We start from the raw sequence: 17431 nt of genomic DNA, 5'->3' as shown, positions 1-17431 counted from the left end.
ACTGTCGAGACATGCCGTACGACGAGCAGGACACCGAACGCTGGGCCCAAGAACCGGAAAAACGCCCCGGCCGCACCGCGTTCCAGCGCGACCGAGCCCGAGTCCTGCACAGCGCGGCCCTGAGAAGGCTCGCCGGCAAAACCCAGGTCGTCACCCCCGGCGAGCGCAGCGCCACGGCCTGGGACGCCAGCCCCCGCACCCGGCTCACCCACTCCCTGGAGTGCGCCCAGGTGGGCCGGGAGCTCGGCGCGGCCCTCGGCTGCGATCCGGACCTGGTGGAGGCGGCCTGCCTCTCCCACGACCTGGGCCACCCGCCCTTCGGCCACAACGGCGAACAGGCGCTGAACGAGTTCGCGGAGGACTGCGGCGGATTCGAGGGCAACGCCCAGTCCCTCAGACTCCTCACCCGCATCGAACCCAAACGCTTCACCGAGGAGGGCTCCGTCGGCCTCAACCTCACCCGCGCCGCGCTGGACGCCGCCACCAAGTACCCGTGGCCGCGCGGCGCCCACCCCACCGACCCGTCCTCGGGGAAGTTCGGCGTGTACGAGGACGACCGCCCGGTCTTCGACTGGGTCCGCAAGCAGGCCCCCGGCACGCGCAGATGCTTCGAGGCGCAGGTCATGGACTGGTCGGACGACGTGGCGTACTCGGTGCACGACGTCGAGGACGGCCTGCACGCCGGGCACATCGACCCCGTGTGCCTGCACGCCGAGCCCGAACGGCAGGACATCTTCCGCGTCGCGATCGGCCGGTACGTTCCCGAGGACACCGATCCCGCGGAACTGGCCGCCGCCCTGGACCGGCTGCAGGACGAACCGTGGTGGCCGCACGGCTACGACGGCTCGGCCGTCGCGCAGGCCCGTCTGAAGGACGCCACCAGCCAGCTCATCGGCCGGTTCTGCCTGGCCGCCGAGGGCGCCACCCGGGAGGCGTACGGCTCGGGCCGGCTCACCCGCTACGACGCCGAGCTGGTCGTGCCGTGGGAGACCCGCCTGGAGTGCGCCGTGCTGAAGGCGGTCGCCGACCGGTACGTCATGCAGCGCGACGAGCAGGAGCGGCTGCGCGCCGACCAGCGCGTCGTCGTCCTGGAACTGGCCGAGGCGCTCACCGCCCGCGCGCCGGACGGTCTCGACCCGCAGTTCCGCGCCCTGTTCGACAAGGCCGGCGACGACCGGGCGCGCAAACGGGTGATCGTCGACCAGATCGCCTCCCTCACCGACGCCTCGGCGCGTTCCCTTCACGCCAGGCTGACGAGACACGCGTGACACTGGAGGTTCCTGTGCCGTAGACCCGGAACGAACCCCACCCGAATGTGACCCTCCGTGGCCTGATCGGGCCACACCCTCTTCCCGCATCACGCTCCGTGCGGGACGCTCCCCTGTGGCGGCACCCTTACGAGGAGGCATCAAGTGGTCGACGCGGACCAGACATTCGTCATCGTCGGAGGCGGCCTGGCCGGCGCCAAGGCGGCCGAGACGCTCCGCGCGGAGGGCTTCACCGGGCGCGTGATACTGATCAGCGACGAGCGCGACCACCCCTACGAACGCCCGCCGCTGTCCAAGGGCTACCTCCTCGGCAAGGAGGAGCGCGACAGCGTCTTCGTGCACGAACCGGCCTGGTACGCGCAGAACGACATCGAACTGCACCTGGGCCAGACGGTCGACGCGATCGACCGCGCCGCCAAGACGGTCCGCTTCGGAGACGACGGCACCGTCGTCCACTACGACAAGCTGCTGCTGGCGACCGGCGCCGAGCCGCGCCGGCTGGCCATCCCGGGCACCGACCTGGCGGGTGTGCACCATCTGCGCCGCCTCGCGCACGCCGAGCGGCTCAAGCACGTGCTGACCTCGCTCGGCCGGGACAACGGCCACCTCCTGATCGCCGGCGGCGGCTGGATCGGCCTGGAGGTCGCGGCGGCGGCCCGCGAGTACGGCGCCGAGGTCACGGTGATCGAGCCGTCGCAGACCCCGCTGCACGGCGCGCTCGGACCCGAGCTGGGCAACGTCTTCGCGCAGCTGCACCGCGAGCACGGTGTCCGCTTCCACTTCGGTGCCCGGCTCACCGAGATCGTCGGCCAGGACGGCGTGGTCCTCGCGGCCCGCACCGACGACGGCCAGGAGCACCCGGCGCACGACGTGCTCGCGGCGATCGGTGCCGCGCCCCGCACCGGCCTCGCCGAGGCCGCGGGCCTGGAGATCGCCGACCGGGCGCACGGCGGCGGGGTCGTGGTCGACGAGCGGCTGCGCACCTCCGACCCGGACATCCACGCGGCCGGTGACGTGGCGTCCTTCCCGCTCGCCCTGTTCGACACCCGGCTGCGGGTGGAGCACTGGGCGAACGCGCTCAACGGCGGACCGGCCGCCGCCCGCGCGATGCTCGGCAAGGACGTCGTCTACGACCGCATCCCCTACTTCTTCACCGACCAGTACGACCTCGGCATGGAGTACAGCGGGTGGGCGCCCCCGGGCACGTACGACGAGGTCGTGATCCGCGGGGACGCCGGCAAGCGGGAGTTCATCGCGTTCTGGGTGAAGGAGGGCCGCGTCCTGGCCGGGATGAACGTGAACGTGTGGGACGTCACAGAGCCGATCCAGAAACTGATCCGGGCCCGGACCCCGGTGGACCTGGAAGCCCTGGCCGACCCGCACGTGCCGCTGGAGCGCCTCGCTTCCTGAGCATCAGGCCTGTCACTCCCGCCCCGTGCTGTGATTCCCGGGGGGGGGGAACCCCCGGACCCCCGGCCGGGGGCCGGACCGGTGGCCCCGGAAGTGTCACTCCCGCCCCGTAGAATTCACGCGTGGCAGGACGGATCAGAGACGAGGACGTGAAGGCGGTACGGGACGCGGTCCCGATCGACGCCGTCGTCTCCGAGTACCTCCAGCTGCGCAACGCCGGGGGCGGCAACCTCAAGGGCCTGTGCCCCTTCCATGACGAGAAGTCGCCGTCCTTCCAGGTCAGCCCGAGCAAGGGACTCTTCCACTGCTTCGGCTGCCAGGAGGGCGGCGACACCATCGCCTTCGTGATGAAGGTCGACCACCTGACCTTCTCCGAGGCCGTCGAGCGCCTCGCCGGCCAGGCCGGCATCACCCTGCGCTACGAGGAGGGCGGCTACAACCCCGCCCACCAGCGCGGCGAGCGCATCCGCCTGGTCGAGGCGCACAAGGTGGCCGCCGAGTGGTACGCCGAGCAGCTCGCCACCAGCCCCGAGGCCGACACCGGCCGGATCTTCCTCGCCGAGCGCGGCTTCGACCAGAACGCCGCCCTGCACTTCGGCGTGGGCTACAGCCCCCAGGGCTGGGACCACCTGGTGCGCTACCTGCGCGGCAAGGGCTTCACGGACAAGGAGCTGCTGCTGTCCGGGCTCGCCCAGGAGGGCCGCCGCGGCCCCATCGACCGCTTCCGCGGCCGCCTGATGTGGCCCATCCGCGACATCGGCGGCGACGTCGTCGGCTTCGGCGCCCGCAAGCTGTACGAGGCGGACAACGGCCCGAAGTACCTCAACACCCCCGACACCGCGCTCTACCGCAAGAGCCAGGTGCTGTACGGCATCGACCTGGCGAAGAAGGACATCGCGAAGTCCTCCCGCGCGGTCGTCGTCGAGGGCTACACCGACGTCATGGCCTGCCATCTGGCCGGAGTGACGACGGCCATCGCGACCTGCGGCACGGCCTTCGGCACCGACCACATCAAGATCCTGCGCCGGCTGCTGATGGACAACGGCAGCGCCCGCGTGATCTTCACCTTCGACGGCGACGCGGCCGGCCAGAAGGCGGCCCTGCGCGCCTTCGAGGACGACCAGAAGTTCGCCGCCGAGACCTACATCGCCATCGCGCCGGACGGCATGGACCCGTGCGAGCTGCGCCTGGTCAAGGGCGACGAGGCGGTCGCCGACCTGGTCGAGCCGCGCACCCCGCTGTTCGAGTTCGCGCTGCGCCAGATCGTCGCCCGCTACGACCTCGACACCCCCGCCGGCCGCGCCGCCGCCCTGGACGAGGCCGCGCCGATCGTCGCCCGCATCAAGAACAGCGGCGCCCAGCACGAGGTCGCCGTGCAGCTCGCCGGGATGCTCGGCATCCTCGACACCCAGTTCGTCGTCAAGCGGGTGGCCCAGCTGGCCCGCTGGGCCCGCGACCGCGGCGGCAAGGGCCCGGCACCCGCCGCGCAGTCCCCGCGGCAGCAGTGGGCGGCCGGCTCCGGACCGGCGTTCTCCGGCCCGGCCCTCACCCTGCGCAACCCCGTCTACGCCACCGAACGCGAACTGCTCAAGCTCGCCCTGCAGCGCCCCGAGCTGGTCTCCCCGGCCTTCGACGCGTACGGCGTCGACGAGTTCACCGCCCCGCCCTACGCCGCCGTACGCCAGGCGATCCTGGACGCCGGCGGCGCCGAGCAGGGCATCCAGGACGCCCAGGAGTACCTGGTCCGGGTCCGCGAGGCCGCACCCGACGACCAGGTCCGCGCCATGGTCACGGAGCTGGCGGTCGAGGCGATCCTGCGCCGCACCGTCGACGACACCTACGCCGGCACCGTCCTGGTCACCGTCCGCCGCCGCGCCGTGGAACGCCGCATCACCGAGATCCAGTCCCAGCTGACCCGCCTCGGCGCCACCGGCGACCCGGCCACCCTGGCCGCCGTGCAGAACGAACTGTGGGTCCTGCAGCAGTACGACCAGGCGCTGCGCGCGCACGGCGCCGCCGCGCTCTGACCCCCGCGGCCTCCACGGTCACCACCCGGTCACGAACCGGACGCAAAAAGTCATCGCACGCCCCTCGTTTCCGCGATGTGTCGTACCCCACACTGGGTGTGGTGCCTGAGTCCCCGGAGCGCGGCCGATCCGTCCCCCACGGGTCCCACACCCGCCGCGGTCCGCTCACCTCAGCAGCGATCACCCTGGAGGTCGCCCCCGTGCAGACCCAGACGCTCATCCAGAACGACAGCGGTACGGCCACCGGCGCCGACACCCCGGAAGCCGACGCGGAGGCCGACCTCTTGGGCGCGGTCCCACCGCAGGGCCCCGCCGTGCACCACCCGGAGGCTGTGCCCGAGCCCGCCGAACCACCGGCCGAGGCCCTCGTCGAGGCCGCCGGGGAGGCCGCCGAAGCGGAAGCCGAGCCGGACCCCGAGCCCGTCGAGGCGGCGGCACCCGCCCGGGCCGAGACCGGCGGTCCCTCCGCCGACCTGTTCCGCCAGTACCTGCGCGAGATCGGCCGTATCCCGCTGCTCACCGCCGCCGAGGAGGTCGAACTCGCCCGGCGCGTGGAAGCCGGGCTGTTCGCCGAGGAGAAGCTCGCCGGCACCCCCGACCTGGACAGCCGCCTCGCACACGACCTGGACCGGCTCGTCGTCATGGGCCGGGTCGCCAAGCGGCGGCTGATCGAGGCCAACCTGCGGCTCGTCGTCTCCGTCGCCAAGCGCTACGTCGGACGCGGCCTGACCATGCTCGACCTGGTGCAGGAGGGCAACCTCGGGCTGATCCGGGCCGTGGAGAAGTTCGACTACGCGCGCGGCTACAAGTTCTCCACCTACGCCACCTGGTGGATCCGCCAGGCCATGTCCCGGGCGCTCGCCGACCAGGCCCGCACCATCCGCGTGCCCGTCCACGTCGTCGAACTCATCAACCGGGTCGTGCGCGTGCAGCGCCGCATGCTCCAGGAACGCGGATACGAACCCACGCCCGAGGAGGTCGCCACCGAGCTCGACCTGCTGCCCGAGCGGGTGAGCGAGGTACTGCGGCTCGCGCAGGAACCGGTCTCGCTGCACGCCCCGGTCGGCGAGGAGGAGGACGTCGCCCTCGGCGACCTCATCGAGGACGGCGACGCGGCCTCCCCCGTGGAGTCGGCCGCGTTCCTGCTGCTGCGGGAGCACCTGGAAGCCGTGCTGTCCACGCTCGGGGAACGCGAGCGCAAGGTCGTCCAGCTGCGCTACGGGCTCATCGACGGGCGCCCGCGCACCCTGGAGGAGATCGGCCGCCTGTTCGGGGTGACCCGCGAGCGGATACGGCAGATCGAGTCCAAGACCCTCAACAAGCTCCGCGACCACGCCTTCGCGGACCAGCTGAGGGGCTATCTGGACTGAGCGGCGGGTCGCCCGGCACCGGGCGACCCGCCGGATGGGTCAGTCGACCTCGGCCACGGCCTGCGCGAACTGCGCCCGGTACAGCCGCTCGTAGGCCCCGCCGGCCGCGAGCAGCTCAGTGTGCGAGCCCTGCTCCACGATCGAGCCGTTCTCCATGACGAGGATCGTGTCCGCGTCCCGGATCGTGGAGAGCCGGTGCGCGATCACGAACGACGTCCGCCCGTGCTGGAGCTTGGCCATCGCCTTCTGGATCAGCACCTCGGTACGGGTGTCGACGGAGCTGGTCGCCTCGTCCAGGACCAGGATCACCGGGTCGGACAGGAACGCCCGCGCGATGGTGATCAGCTGCTTCTCACCGGCGCTGACGCCGGTGCCCTCGTCGTCGATGACGGTGTCGTAGCCGTCGGGCAGGGTGCGCACGAACCGGTCGGCGTGCGCCGCGCGCGCCGCTTCCTCGATCTCCCCGCGGGTGACCTCCCGCGCCGCGCCGTAGGCGATGTTCTCCGCGATGGTGCCGCCGAACAGCCAGGTGTCCTGCAGCACCATGCCGATGCCGGCGCGCAGTTCGTCCCGGGACATCCGCGCGATGTCCACGCCGTCCAGGGTGATGCGGCCGCCGGTCACGTCGTAGAACCGCATCAGGAGGTTGACCAGCGTGGTCTTGCCCGCGCCGGTCGGGCCGACGATCGCGACCGTCTGACCGGGCTCCACCTTCAGCGACAGGTCCTCGATGAGCGGCCTGTCCGGGTCGTAGCGGAACTGCACCCGGTCCAGCTCCACCCGGCCGCGCAGCTCGACGGGCCTCTCGGCCGGCACCGGGTCCGCCTCCTGCTCCTCGGCGTCCAGCAGTTCGAAGATGCGCTCCGCTGAGGCCACGCCCGACTGCACCAGGTTCGCCATCGACGCGACCTGCGTCAGCGGCATGGAGAACTGGCGGGAGTACTGGATGAACGCCTGCACATCACCGATCGACAGCGCACCCGACGCGACCCGCAGGCCGCCGACCACCGCGACCAGCACATAGTTCAGGTTCGACACGCACATCATCAGCGGCTGCATGATGCCGCTGTTGAACTGCGCCTTGAACCCGGCCTCGTACAGCGCCTCGTTCTGCTCGGCGAACTGCCGCGCCGACTCCTGCTGCCGGCCGAACACCTTCACCAGGGTGTGCCCGGTGTACATCTCCTCGATGTGCGCGTTCAGCTTGCCGGTGGAGCGCCACTGCTGCACGAAGTGCGGCTGCGAGCGCTTGCCGACGCGGGTGGCGACCACGAACGACAGCGGCACGGTCACCAGCGCGACCAGCGCCAGGATCCAGGAGACCCAGAACATCATCGCCAGCACGCCGATGATCGTCAGCAGCGAGTTGATGAGCTGGCCCATCGACTGCTGGAGCGTCTGCCCGATGTTGTCGATGTCGTTGGTCGCCCGGGACAGCACCTCGCCGCGCTGCCGCTTGTCGAAGTACGACAGCGGAAGCCGCGACAGCTTCGTCTGCACGTTCTCGCGCAGCCGGAACATGGTGCGGTTCACGGCCCGGTTCACCAGCCGCGTCGCCACCGCCATCAGCAGACCGGCGAGCAGGAACGTGCCGAGCGCGAGCAGCAGGACGTTGCCGACCGCGCCGAAGTCGATGCCCTTGCCGGGCGTGAAGTCGGTGCCGCTCAGCATGTCGGCGACCCGTTCCTGGCCCCGCTCCCGCATGGCGGCCAGCGCCTGCTCCTTGGTCGTGCCGGCCGGCATGTGCCGGCCGATGATCCCGGCGAAGACCAGGTCGGTGGCCTTGCCGAGGATCTTCGGGCCGATCACGCTCAGCCCGACGCTGACCACCACGCACGCCAGCAGCGCGTAGATGGTGACCCGCTCCGGCTTGAACTGGGAGACGAGCCGTTTGCCCGAGTTCTTGAAGTCCAGCGAACGGCTGTCGGGGCCGCCCCCGGCCATCATCCGCCCCATGGGCCCCGCCATCAGGCAGCCTCCGCTTCCGTCAGCTGGGAGAGCACGATCTCCCGGTAGGTCTCGTTGTCGGCCATCAGCTCGTGGTGGGTGCCCGTGCCCACGACCCGGCCCTCGTCGAGGACGACGATCCGGTCGGCGTCCCGGATGGTCGCCACCCGCTGGGCGACGATCACCACGGTCGCCTCGGCCGTCTCCCGGCCCAGCGCGGCACGCAGCGCGGCGTCGGTGGCGTAGTCCAGCGCGGAGAAGGAGTCGTCGAACAGGTAGATCTCCGGGCGCTGCACCAGGGTGCGGGCGATGGCGAGCCGCTGGCGCTGACCGCCGGAGACGTTGGTGCCGCCCTGCGCGATGGGCGCGTCGAGCCCGCCCTCCAGCCGGCTGACGAAGTCCTTGGCCTGCGCCACCTCCAGCGCGTGCCACAGCTGCTCGTCGGTGGCGTCCGGATTGCCGTAGCGCAGATTGCTCGCGACCGTCCCGGCGAACAGGTACGGCTTCTGCGGCACCATGCCGACCGTCCGCGCCAGCGTCCTCGGCTCGATCTCGCGTACGTCCACGCCGTCGACGAGCACCTCGCCGTCCGTGGCGTCGAACAGCCGCGGCACCAGCCCGAGCAGCGTCGACTTGCCGCTGCCGGTGGAGCCGATCACGGCGGTCACCTCACCGGGCCGCGCGACGAGGTCGATCGCCTTCAGCACCGGCTCCTCGGCGCCCGGGTAGCGGAAGCCGGCCGCGCGGATCTCCAGATGCCCGTGCCGGCGCAGCTCGGTGACCGGCGCGAGCGGCGGCACGACGCTCGACTCCGTGTCCAGCACCTCCTGGACGCGCTCGGCGCACACCTCGGCGCGCGGCACCATCATGAACATGAAGGTGGCCATCATCACGGACATGACGATCTGCATCAGATAGGCGAGGAACGCCGTCAGATCGCCGATCTGCATCCCGCCGCTGTCGATGCGGTGCGCGCCGAACCACACCACGGCGATCGACGACAGGTTCACGACCGTCATGACCATCGGGAACATCAGCGCGAGCAGATTGCCGGTGCCCAGCGCCACCTCGGTCAGCTCGGTGTTGGCCTTCCGGAAGCGCTGCTGCTCGTACTCGTCGCGCACGAAGGCCCGGATGACACGGTTGCCGGTGATCTGCTCGCGCAGCACCCGGTTCACCGTGTCCAGCCGCACCTGCATGGAACGGAACAGCGGCCGCAGCCGGCGCACGATCAGCGCGACGCAGGCCGCCAGCACCGGGACCACCGCGACCAGCACCCCGGACAGCGGCACATCAAGTCCCAGCGACAGCACGATGCCGCCCACGCACATGATGGGCGCCGACACCATCAGGGTGAACGTCATCAGGACCAGCATCTGGACCTGCTGCACGTCGTTCGTCGTACGGGTGATGAGCGAGGGCGCTCCGAAGTGACCCACCTCACGCGCCGAGAAGGACTGCACCCGGTCGAAGACCGCGGCCCGCACGTCCCGGCCGAGCGCGGAGGCGGTGCGCGCGCCGAAGTACACGGCGCCGATGTTGCACACGACCTGCGCCAGCGAGATGCCGATCATCAGGCCGCCGTGGCCGAGGATGTAGCCGGTGTCGCCGTTGACGACACCGTTGTCGATGATGTCCGCGTTGAGCGTGGGCAGGTACAGGGTGGCGCAGGTCTGCAGGAACTGCAGCAGCACCAGCACGGCGATCGGTTTCTTGTAGGGCCTCAGATGGGTCCGTAGCAGTCGTATGAGCACGCTGGGTTCTCTCGGTCGGCGTCAGGGGCACGTCGGTTGCCCGTGGCCCCTATCGTCGAACACTCCACCCGCGTTACCTCAACCGATAAGCCGACCGGTGGGTCCTCACGGCCCGGCGAGCCGCACGGCCTGTGGGCCCTCACGGCCGCAGCGCCCCCGGGTGGGTCTGCTCCCGCACCGACACGAACTGCTGGCGCACCGCCTGACCGACCGCCAGTTCCTCACCGGGCTCCAGCACCTGCGCCGCCGCGCCCTGCCAGGCCGGCGGGGTGCGCGGGTCGAGCGTGCCCTGCGACACCCCGAGCGCCCACGCGGCCTGCCGCGCCGCGCCGATCGCCGCGTAGTCCGCCGGCTGCGGCACGACGACCTGCGCGCCGAACAGCGAGGGCGCCGCCGCCTGCACCGCGGGCAGCTCCGCCGCCGCGCCCAGCAGGAAGATCCGCCGCACGTCCACACCCCGGCCGCGCAGCACGTCGAGCGCGTCCGCGAGCCCGCACAGCATCCCCTCGAACGCGGCGCGCGCGAGGTGCTCCGGCTTCATCGACTCCCGCCGCAGCCCGGCCAGCGTGCCCGCCGTGTGCGGCAGGTGCGGGGTGCGCTCACCCTCCAGATATGGCAGCAGCACCAGCCCGTGCGCGCCCGGCGTCGACTTCATCGCCAGGTCGGACAGGCTCTCCAGGTCCGGCAGCCCCAGCAGTTCGGCGGCGCCGCGCAGGGCCCGGACGGCGTTGAGCGTGGTGACGACCGGCAGGTGCATCCCGGTCGCGTCGGCCAGCGAGGTGATCATCCCGGTGCTGTCGACGAGCGCCTCGGGGTGGACGGCCATCACCGAACCCGACGCGCCCAGGGACACCACCGCGTCCCCCAGCCCGATCCCGAGCCCGAACGCGGCGGCCATCGTCTCGCCGGTGCCGGCCGAGATCAGCAGCCCCTCCGGTGTCGTACCGGCCGCCTCGGCGGGGCCGATCACCTCCGGCAGCATCGCCTGGTGGCCGAGCGCCAGCTCGACCAGGTCCGGCCGGTAGGCGCCGGTGGCCGCCGACCAGTACCCGGTGCCCGAGGCGCCGCCCCGGTCCGTGGTCCTCCGGACGGGCCGGCCCAGCAGCTGCCACACCAGCCAGTCGTGGGCCTGCAGCAGCACCGCCGTGCGCCGCGCGTTGTCCGGCTCGCTGCGGGCCAGCCAGCGCAGCTTGGTCACCGGCTGCGCGGCCTGCGGCACACAGCCCACGGCCTGCGCCCACGCCTCACGCCCGCCGAGCGCGTCCACCAGGTCGGCCGCCGCGACCTGCGCCCGCTTGTCGCCGCCGGCCAGCGCCGGGCGCACGGTGGCGCCCTGCGCGTCCAGCGGGATCAGCGCGTTCTGCTGCGCGGAGACGCCGATCGCCTGCACGCCTTCGAGGAGCCCGCCGCCGGCCGCCTCACCGAGGGAGAGCAGCCAGGCCTGCGGGTCCACGTCGCTCGGGCGCCCCTCCACGGGATGCGGGGCGTATCCCTGGCGCAGTACGGCACCGGTGTCCGTGTCGCAGACCACGATGCGCGTGAAGTCCGGTGAGCTGTCCAAGCCGGCGACTATCCCCATGAGCACCGATTGTGCCGTAGCGCTGCGCCGGCTTGGGTGGGGGGCGCGTTATCGGGGTGCCTGGTCTTCGTCGTCGGGTGCGGGTCGTGGGTGGTTGCTCGCGCAGTTCCCCGCGCCCCTTGAGGTGGGTCCGAGCACCCTGCGCCGGAAAGGCTAGGTGTTGCTCGTGCCCCAGTCGTCGCTTGCTCCTCCGTTGTGGGCGCTGCGTTCGCGCAGGGCCTTGACCCGGTGGGCCACCGAGTCGGGGATGTGGACGTGGTCGCCGACGCGGTCGCTGACCGCGTGGTACGCCTTGCCCGCGAACTGGCGGCCCTGCTGGGCGGCCGTCTCGGCGGTGTTGCGGACGGCCGGGTTCTGCCTCAGCTGCTGGGCGGACTTCTTCAGCTGCTCGTAGCGTTCGCGTCCGGCCTTCGTGCCCAGCACGTAGCCCAGGGCGAGTCCGGCGGCGAACGTGAGCCGGTAGCGCATGGCGGCCACCCTTCCTCGTGTCGGTCCTGCGGTGCGGCGTCGGCGCCGGGGGTACCGATTGGCGGAGCACCCCCCTGCTTGCGCTAATGTATGTGTCGCAGCGAGCGAGCGCCCCCTGGCGGATACCCCAGGAGGTCCGTTCGATGCGAACGAGGCATTCCTCCGTAGCTCAATTGGCAGAGCAGCCGGCTGTTAACCGGCAGGTTACTGGTTCGAGTCCAGTCGGGGGAGCTCGGTCCTCCGTAGCTCAATTGGCAGAGCAGCCGGCTGTTAACCGGCAGGTTACTGGTTCGAGTCCAGTCGGGGGAGCATGCTGAACGAGGACCCCGTAGGGGTCCTTTTTCATTGCGGTGGGAACCGTCCGCGCGACGGGGCGGTCCTGTAGAGATGTGACGTGCTCGTGGCGGGCATACGAGGTCGCCCCTGCGAGGCAGGAGATCGTATGAGCGGCTATGCTGCGGCACACGGCGCGTACACGTGTACGCGACACGCCGCTATGGGGCGGTAGCTCAGCCGGTTAGAGCAGCGGACTCATAATCCGTCGGCCGTGGGTTCGAGTCCCACCCGCCCCACCAGGCGCCACAGGTGCAGAAGCGTTTCTAGCTGCGGATACGACAAGTGAGGCCCGGCACGCCGATGTGCCGGGCCTCGTTCAGTCGCATGGCCGATTCCGGCCACCCTCTCGGATCACTGCGTGGTGTCGGCCGTCGCCGTCACCTCGGTGTCGTCGTCGCGCTCGCCCTCCGCCTGGGACGGTGTCGTCTGCGGGGTCGTCGGCTCGTCCGTCGGGTCGGAGGTGTCCGGCTCGCCCTCGGCCTGGGACGGGGTGGGTTGGGTGGTCATGGTGTCCTCCCGGGTCCGTCGGTCGAGCGCCGAGTACCCCGGGAGATCACCGGCCCACACGCGCGTCAGACGCGGTGGCGGGCCACCGCCGTGCGCAGGGCCGTGCGGATCCTCGGCGGCGGGGGAGCGCCGTCGGCCCCCGCGCCGGCCGTGACCATCGCGGCCACCGTGCGCAGCTTGGTGTTGGACAGCTGGGAGGTCTCCCGCAGGATCGTCCACGCCTCCTGCGAGCTGCAGCCGTGCGTGGCCATCAGCATGCCGCGCGCCTGGTCGATCACCGGGCGCGAGGCGATGGCGTGCCGCAGCTGCGCGACCTCCTCCTGGAGCATCCGCAGTCGCTCCGCGCGCTCCAGCGCCACCGCCGACGTGGTGCGCGGCGGCGGGCCGGCGGGCCCCGCACCGCCGTGGGCGGCGCTGCGCAGCGGCTCGGTGCCGTCCAGGCCGGCCAGCTCCAGGATGCGGCGCGGCTGGCCCCGCCAGTTCCCGGTGGTCACGGTCACCCCGTGCCGGTACCGGTGGTCGTCGAGCAGGTCCAGGAAGGCCAGCCCGGCCGTGTCCATGAAGTGCACCCCGGACATGTCCAGCTCGATCTCCCGCACCCCGGCCGGCAGCTCGTCCAGCGTGCGCGCCAGGGTCCGGGCGCAGCCGTGGACGAGTTCCCCGCGTGGTCGCAGCACGGCCCGCCCGTGAGTCACGCGGGCCTCGACGACCAGCGTGTCCAGCTGTCCGGTCAGCGGCGGCCGGGCTGTGGCGGTTCGGTCTGCGTCCCGGTGCTCTGAGACGGTCGTCACGGCGTCGTGCGCCCCCTGTGCCTTTCGGTCCGGTTTCGTGCTCGCGGTCCGCCTGCCCGGCGTACCGTCTCCCTACACATGGCCGGGGCGGCCGGCGGGAACGGGCACACCAGGCGCATGGCCGGGGGACGGGCGGGTAGACGGTGATCGTCGAGGAGGAGGCGGATGTGGACAGCCGGTACGGGATCCCGGCCGGGTCCGCCGACGTGGCGCCGGCACTGACACTGCTCCCGCTGCCCGGGCGGTCCGGTCTGCGGGCCATGGGCGAGATCAGCCTGGGGACGCGCGGGGAGTGGGAACGTGCCCTGGAGGGCGTGCTGTGCGAGGACGAGGATGAGTACTACCTGGAGCTGTCCGCGGTGACGTTCGTCGACGTCGCCGGGGTCGGTGCGCTCGCGGCCGCCGCACAGCGGCTGCCGGACGGGCGCAGGATCGTGCTGCACCGGCCGCCGGCCGTGGTGCGCAGGGTGCTGGATATGCTCTGGCCCGGAATCGCGGCGATCGAGGTGTCGATGTCATGAGTACGAGCGAGGCGTCCGCCGCTCTCGACGACCCCTTCGTCCACCCGGCCCTGTTCTACCGCGACCCCGAGGAGTACGTCGTCGGCACCGTGTCCTTCGTCCGGGCCGGACTGGACGCCGGTGAGCCCGTCGCGGTCGCCGTCCCCGGCGACAACCTGCGGCTGATCCGCGAGGAGCTGGGCGAGGACGCCGGCCGGGTGCGGCTGCTCGACATGCGCGAGGCCGGACGCAACCCCGGCCGGATCATCCCCGGGGTGCTGCGCGCCTTCGCCGACGCCCAGCCGGCCGGGCGCCGGGTGCGGATCATCGGCGAGCCGATCTGGGCCGGCCGCAGCGCCACCGAGTACCCCGCCTGCGTGCAGCACGAGGCGCTGATCAACGCGGCGTTCGAGGGCCGTGAGGTGACGATCCTGTGCCCGTACGACGTCGTCCGGCTGCCGGAGCGGGTGGTCGCCGACGCCTACGCCACCCATCCCACGGTGATCCCGAGCGGGGCCACGGTGGAGCGGGACAGCCACGCGTACGCGCCCGCCGAGGTCGTCGCCCGCTACAACGAGCCGCTGCCGCCCGCGCCGGACGTCCCCTCCCACGACTTCGACCGGGCCACGCTCTCCGGGGCCCGGCACCACGCGGTCGGTGAGGGCGCGCGGCTCGGGCTGGAGGGCGTGCGGCTGGACGACCTGGCGCTGGTCGCGGCCGAACTGACCACCAACAGCGTGGTGCACGGCGGCGGCCGCGGCACGCTGCGGGTGTGGGCCGAGGACGGGCACGTGGTGTGCGAGGTCCGCGACGCCGGGCGGCTCGCCGATCCGCTGGCCGGCCGCAGGCCCGTACCCCGAGACCAGCGCGGTGGCCGGGGGCTGCTGCTGGTGAACCTGGTCAGCGACCTGGTGCGGACGCACACCGGGGGGAACGGCACGACCATCCGCAGCTACCTGGCCCGCTAGGCCCTGTCGTTTGGATCAGGCCGGCTGAGAGTGACGTCCCGTCTCGGCCGAGCCGAGCGGGGGCGATGGGGGCGCCCCCGCGCGAGCTCGATTCGAGCGGGGGGGGGGCGTGCAGCTGCAAGGCGGAGGAGGGCGACAACGCGGTGGGGGTGCCCCCTGCTCGAAGAGCTTGGGGGAGTTGGCAACCGACGACAACGCGGCTGGGGGTCCCCCCTGCTCGAAGAGCTTGGGGAGGGGGTGCCCCCTGCTCGCAGAGCTCGGGGGAGCGTGCCGGACCCCGCGACGCCGGGATGATCCAAACGACAGGGCCTAGGGCCGGTCGCGGAGAGCGGCGTGCCGCTCAGGCCCCCAGCGGGTCCAGGCTGAGCGGTTCGATGCGGCCCTCCAGCATGGCGCCCAGGCCCTGCGCGGCGCAGATGTCGGGCCGGTCGGCGATGTGCACGGGCATCCCGGTGGCCTGACGCAGCATCTGGTCGAAACCGGGCAGCAGGGCGGAGCCGCCGACCATCATGATCCCCCGGTCGGCGAGGTCGGCGACCAGATCGGGCGGGCAGTCCCGCAGCACCTTGCCGATGCCGTCGAGCACGGCGGTCAGCGGCGTCTGGATGGCGTCCCGCACGGCGGCGGTGTCGATCCGGACGCTGCGGGCGAGCCCCGTGGCCACGTCCCGGCCGTGGATCTCGGTGGACGCCGGGCCGTGCGGGGTGAGCCCGTTGCCGGACAGGGCGAGCTGCAGCGGCCGTACGGACTGGCTGGGCAGCATCAGTTCGTGCTCGTGGCGCAGGTGCTGCACGATCGCGTGGTCCACGGCCTCGCCGCCGACCGGGATGCGCTCGGCGGTGACGATGGAGCCGAGGGAGAGCACGGCCACTTGGGTGGCCGCCGCCCCGCACACCATGATCATGGTGGCTTCGGCTCGTTCCACGGGCAGTCCGCAGCCGACCGCGGCGGCGATGAGCGTGTCGACCAGTTCCACGCGCCGCGCGCCCAGTCCGACGAGCGTCTCGATCGCGGCGCGCTGGGCGAGCGGGTCGGCGTCGTGCGGGGTGCAGGCGGCGGCGCGCAGGAAGGGTTTGCGGCGCAGCTGACGGCGGGTCTTGTCGCCCAGCAGATGCCGCAGCATGCGCTGAGCCATCTCGATGTCGACGACCGTGCCGCCGGACACGGGGCGCACCACCCGGATGTAGTGGGGGGTACGGCCGGTCATCTTCTCGGCGAACTCGCCGACCGCGATCAGCGCGCCGGTGCGGGTGTTGACGGCGGCGGCGGACGGCTGGTCGACGACGAGCCCGGCGCCCTTGACGTAGACACGGGTGCGGGCCGCCCCCAGGTCGACGGCGAAGTGGCAGCGGCGCAACTGCTCCAGACTGGCGGTCATGGCTGGCGGTTCCTCCCGAGAGTGGCGGGCCTGCTTCGCATCCTGCGGGGGCGGGAGGGGGGCCGCTTGCTGGAGAGGGCCGGGCGGGGCGCCGCTGAACGGGTGTTTCGCCCGAGATATCCGAAGTAGGTTTCGGGATAAAGGCGAATCACGCCGGCGGCAGGGCGCGCGCCGCCTCCAGCAGCGGACCGAGCGAGGACACGGTGAACTCGCAGCCCGCCTCCCGCAGCCGCCGCTCGGCGGTCGGATTGCGGGCCAGGCCCACGAACCGGATCCCCGCCCGCTGCGCCGCCGCCAGCTCGGCGGGCGAGGACCCGATCAGCACATCGGCCGGTGCGGGCCGGTCCAGCGCCCGCAGCAGGCAGTCCGGCTCCGGCATCAGCCGGGTGAGGTCCTCGGCGCGGCCGTGCACGCCGTCCAGCGGCAGCCGGTACGGCTCCAGATACCGGTGCACCGCCCGCACGCCCACGTCCGTGACCACGGAGACCCGGCGCCCGGAGCCGTGCAGGGCGCGGACCAGCGGCGCGCAGTTGTGGGTGGTGGGCGCGTCCGGCACGGCCCGCAGCTCCAGCTCGTCCAGTCGTTCGCGCAGCAGCGGCCCCAGCCGGTGGCGGGCGAACGCCCGCAGCACGTCCAGCGGGTGCACCGACGCCTCGCGTGCCGCCTGTGCGGCCAGCGGACGGCCCGTCAGGGCGTCCTCCGGGTCGCGGTGCTCGCTGACCAGCGCCAGCAGGTCGAGCGCGGCCGCGCGGGCCGCCGCCGCCGAGAACAGCCGGGCGACCGGCCCGTCGAAGCCGACGAGCACGGTCCTCGCCCGCGCCAGCATCTCGGTCAGCGGCACGTCCGCCGACGGCGCGGCCACGACCGGCTGCGGCACCGGCGCGGTCGCACCCTCCGGAGCCAGCCGCACCGAGCAGGACACCACGAGCCCCGGCACCGGCCGGCGGCCCAGCTCGTTGTTCACCGCCCGCTCGGCACCGGCCGCCCGGCGCAGCGCGTACCGTGCGGTGATCGCCGCCGCCCGCTCCCGCACCTGCGCCCGCAGCCGCCCGACGACGTCCCCGGATGGGCTGCACGAAGCGACCGGTCCTCGACCCGCAGGACAGCTCGACGACGGCGGTGAAGTCG

Annotated in this window: 14 protein-coding genes and 3 tRNA genes; 9 read left to right on the top strand and 8 right to left on the bottom strand. The window is 72.4% G+C overall.

The annotated features are described in order from the left end of the window. Nucleotides 1-11: 11 nt before the first annotated feature. The 4 genes from C3489_RS26725 to C3489_RS26710 all read left to right on the top strand — a co-directional run bounded on the left by C3489_RS26725 (nucleotide 12) and on the right by C3489_RS26710 (nucleotide 6075). Nucleotides 12-1268 (top strand): deoxyguanosinetriphosphate triphosphohydrolase, encoded by a 1257-nt coding sequence (locus C3489_RS26725; RefSeq protein ID WP_103784628.1) that lies wholly within the window; start codon nucleotides 12-14, stop codon nucleotides 1266-1268. 144 nt (nucleotides 1269-1412) lie between these two features. Next, nucleotides 1413-2678: an NAD(P)/FAD-dependent oxidoreductase gene (locus C3489_RS26720; protein ID WP_103784627.1), complete on the top strand. Its 1266-nt coding sequence runs from the start codon at nucleotides 1413-1415 to the stop codon at nucleotides 2676-2678. A gap of 122 nt (nucleotides 2679-2800) precedes the next feature. Beyond that, nucleotides 2801-4705, top strand: a complete 1905-nt coding sequence (dnaG, locus tag C3489_RS26715; protein ID WP_103784626.1) for a DNA primase — start codon at nucleotides 2801-2803, stop codon at nucleotides 4703-4705. A gap of 101 nt (nucleotides 4706-4806) precedes the next feature. Further along, the gene (locus C3489_RS26710) at nucleotides 4807-6075 is read left to right on the top strand and encodes an RNA polymerase sigma factor (protein ID WP_103784660.1); all 1269 of its coding nucleotides are present in this window, start codon (nucleotides 4807-4809) and stop codon (nucleotides 6073-6075) included. A 39-nt stretch (nucleotides 6076-6114) separates the two neighbouring features. Here the strand turns inward: C3489_RS26710 and C3489_RS26705 are convergent, their stop codons facing one another. From C3489_RS26705 to C3489_RS26690, 4 genes are all read right to left on the bottom strand, one after another. Beyond that, entirely contained in the window at nucleotides 6115-8043 is a 1929-nt protein-coding gene (locus C3489_RS26705) for an ABC transporter ATP-binding protein (protein WP_103784625.1), read from the bottom strand. Next, nucleotides 8043-9776: an ABC transporter ATP-binding protein gene (locus C3489_RS26700; RefSeq protein WP_103784624.1), complete on the bottom strand. Its 1734-nt coding sequence runs from the start codon at nucleotides 9774-9776 to the stop codon at nucleotides 8043-8045. Before C3489_RS26700 ends, C3489_RS26705 begins: the two co-directional genes overlap by 1 nt. Before the next feature lie 139 nt (nucleotides 9777-9915). Next, nucleotides 9916-11355, bottom strand: coding sequence for an FGGY family carbohydrate kinase (locus C3489_RS26695; protein ID WP_103784623.1), 1440 nt, complete (start codon nucleotides 11353-11355; stop codon nucleotides 9916-9918). A gap of 153 nt (nucleotides 11356-11508) precedes the next feature. Next, a complete protein-coding gene (locus C3489_RS26690; RefSeq protein ID WP_103784622.1) occupies nucleotides 11509-11823 on the bottom strand; it encodes a hypothetical protein in 315 nt (104 codons plus the stop codon). A 158-nt stretch (nucleotides 11824-11981) separates the two neighbouring features. Here C3489_RS26690 and C3489_RS26685 point away from each other — a divergent pair. The 3 genes from C3489_RS26685 to C3489_RS26675 all read left to right on the top strand — a co-directional run bounded on the left by C3489_RS26685 (nucleotide 11982) and on the right by C3489_RS26675 (nucleotide 12398). Next, nucleotides 11982-12054 (top strand) — tRNA-Asn (locus C3489_RS26685). 5 nt (nucleotides 12055-12059) lie between these two features. Beyond that, nucleotides 12060-12132: transfer RNA gene (locus C3489_RS26680), tRNA-Asn, on the top strand. Between the two features lie 189 nt (nucleotides 12133-12321). Beyond that, nucleotides 12322-12398 (top strand) — tRNA-Ile (locus tag C3489_RS26675). Nucleotides 12399-12510: 112 nt separating this feature from the next. On the opposite strand, the gene C3489_RS38820 is transcribed toward C3489_RS26675, so the two are convergent. Both C3489_RS38820 and C3489_RS26670 read right to left on the bottom strand, forming a co-directional pair. Beyond that, the gene (locus tag C3489_RS38820) at nucleotides 12511-12666 is read right to left on the bottom strand and encodes a hypothetical protein (protein ID WP_181139858.1); all 156 of its coding nucleotides are present in this window, start codon (nucleotides 12664-12666) and stop codon (nucleotides 12511-12513) included. Between the two features lie 65 nt (nucleotides 12667-12731). Beyond that, nucleotides 12732-13379 carry an ANTAR domain-containing protein gene (locus tag C3489_RS26670; protein ID WP_374936783.1) on the bottom strand — a complete coding sequence of 216 codons (648 nt, stop codon included), beginning with the start codon at nucleotides 13377-13379 and terminating at the stop codon, nucleotides 12732-12734. 245 nt (nucleotides 13380-13624) lie between these two features. Between C3489_RS26670 and C3489_RS26665 the strand changes: the two genes are divergently transcribed. Beyond that, entirely contained in the window at nucleotides 13625-13978 is a 354-nt protein-coding gene (locus C3489_RS26665) for an STAS domain-containing protein (protein WP_258054953.1), read from the top strand. Continuing rightward, nucleotides 13975-14925 carry an anti-sigma factor RsbA family regulatory protein gene (locus tag C3489_RS26660; RefSeq protein ID WP_103784621.1) on the top strand — a complete coding sequence of 317 codons (951 nt, stop codon included), beginning with the start codon at nucleotides 13975-13977 and terminating at the stop codon, nucleotides 14923-14925. The genes C3489_RS26665 and C3489_RS26660 overlap by 4 nt, the downstream gene beginning before the upstream one ends. Nucleotides 14926-15265: 340 nt before the next feature. On the opposite strand, the gene C3489_RS26655 is transcribed toward C3489_RS26660, so the two are convergent. Further along, nucleotides 15266-16303, bottom strand: coding sequence for a rod shape-determining protein (locus tag C3489_RS26655; RefSeq protein WP_103784620.1), 1038 nt, complete (start codon nucleotides 16301-16303; stop codon nucleotides 15266-15268). Between the two features lie 148 nt (nucleotides 16304-16451). Then, nucleotides 16452-17431: HAD family hydrolase (locus C3489_RS26650; protein ID WP_374936782.1), on the bottom strand; the 980-nt coding region annotated here is incomplete at its 5' end.

Source organism: Streptomyces sp. Ru71, from assembly GCF_002920535.1.
GTDB lineage: Bacteria > Actinomycetota > Actinomycetes > Streptomycetales > Streptomycetaceae > Streptomyces.
Note: the sequence above shows the minus strand (reverse complement) of the source record. Positions and strands in the feature narration are given on the sequence as shown.

Coding starts and splice junctions, on each gene's coding strand:
- C3489_RS26725 (WP_103784628.1), top strand. CDS start 12: ATGCCGTACGACGAGCAGGACACCGAACGCTGGGCCCAAGAACCGGAA.
- C3489_RS26705 (WP_103784625.1), bottom strand. CDS start 8,043: ATGGCGGGGCCCATGGGGCGGATGATGGCCGGGGGCGGCCCCGACAGC.
- C3489_RS26695 (WP_103784623.1), bottom strand. CDS start 11,355: ATGGGGATAGTCGCCGGCTTGGACAGCTCACCGGACTTCACGCGCATC.
- C3489_RS26690 (WP_103784622.1), bottom strand. CDS start 11,823: ATGCGCTACCGGCTCACGTTCGCCGCCGGACTCGCCCTGGGCTACGTG.
- C3489_RS38820 (WP_181139858.1), bottom strand. CDS start 12,666: ATGACCACCCAACCCACCCCGTCCCAGGCCGAGGGCGAGCCGGACACC.
- C3489_RS26660 (WP_103784621.1), top strand. CDS start 13,975: ATGAGTACGAGCGAGGCGTCCGCCGCTCTCGACGACCCCTTCGTCCAC.
- C3489_RS26655 (WP_103784620.1), bottom strand. CDS start 16,303: ATGACCGCCAGTCTGGAGCAGTTGCGCCGCTGCCACTTCGCCGTCGAC.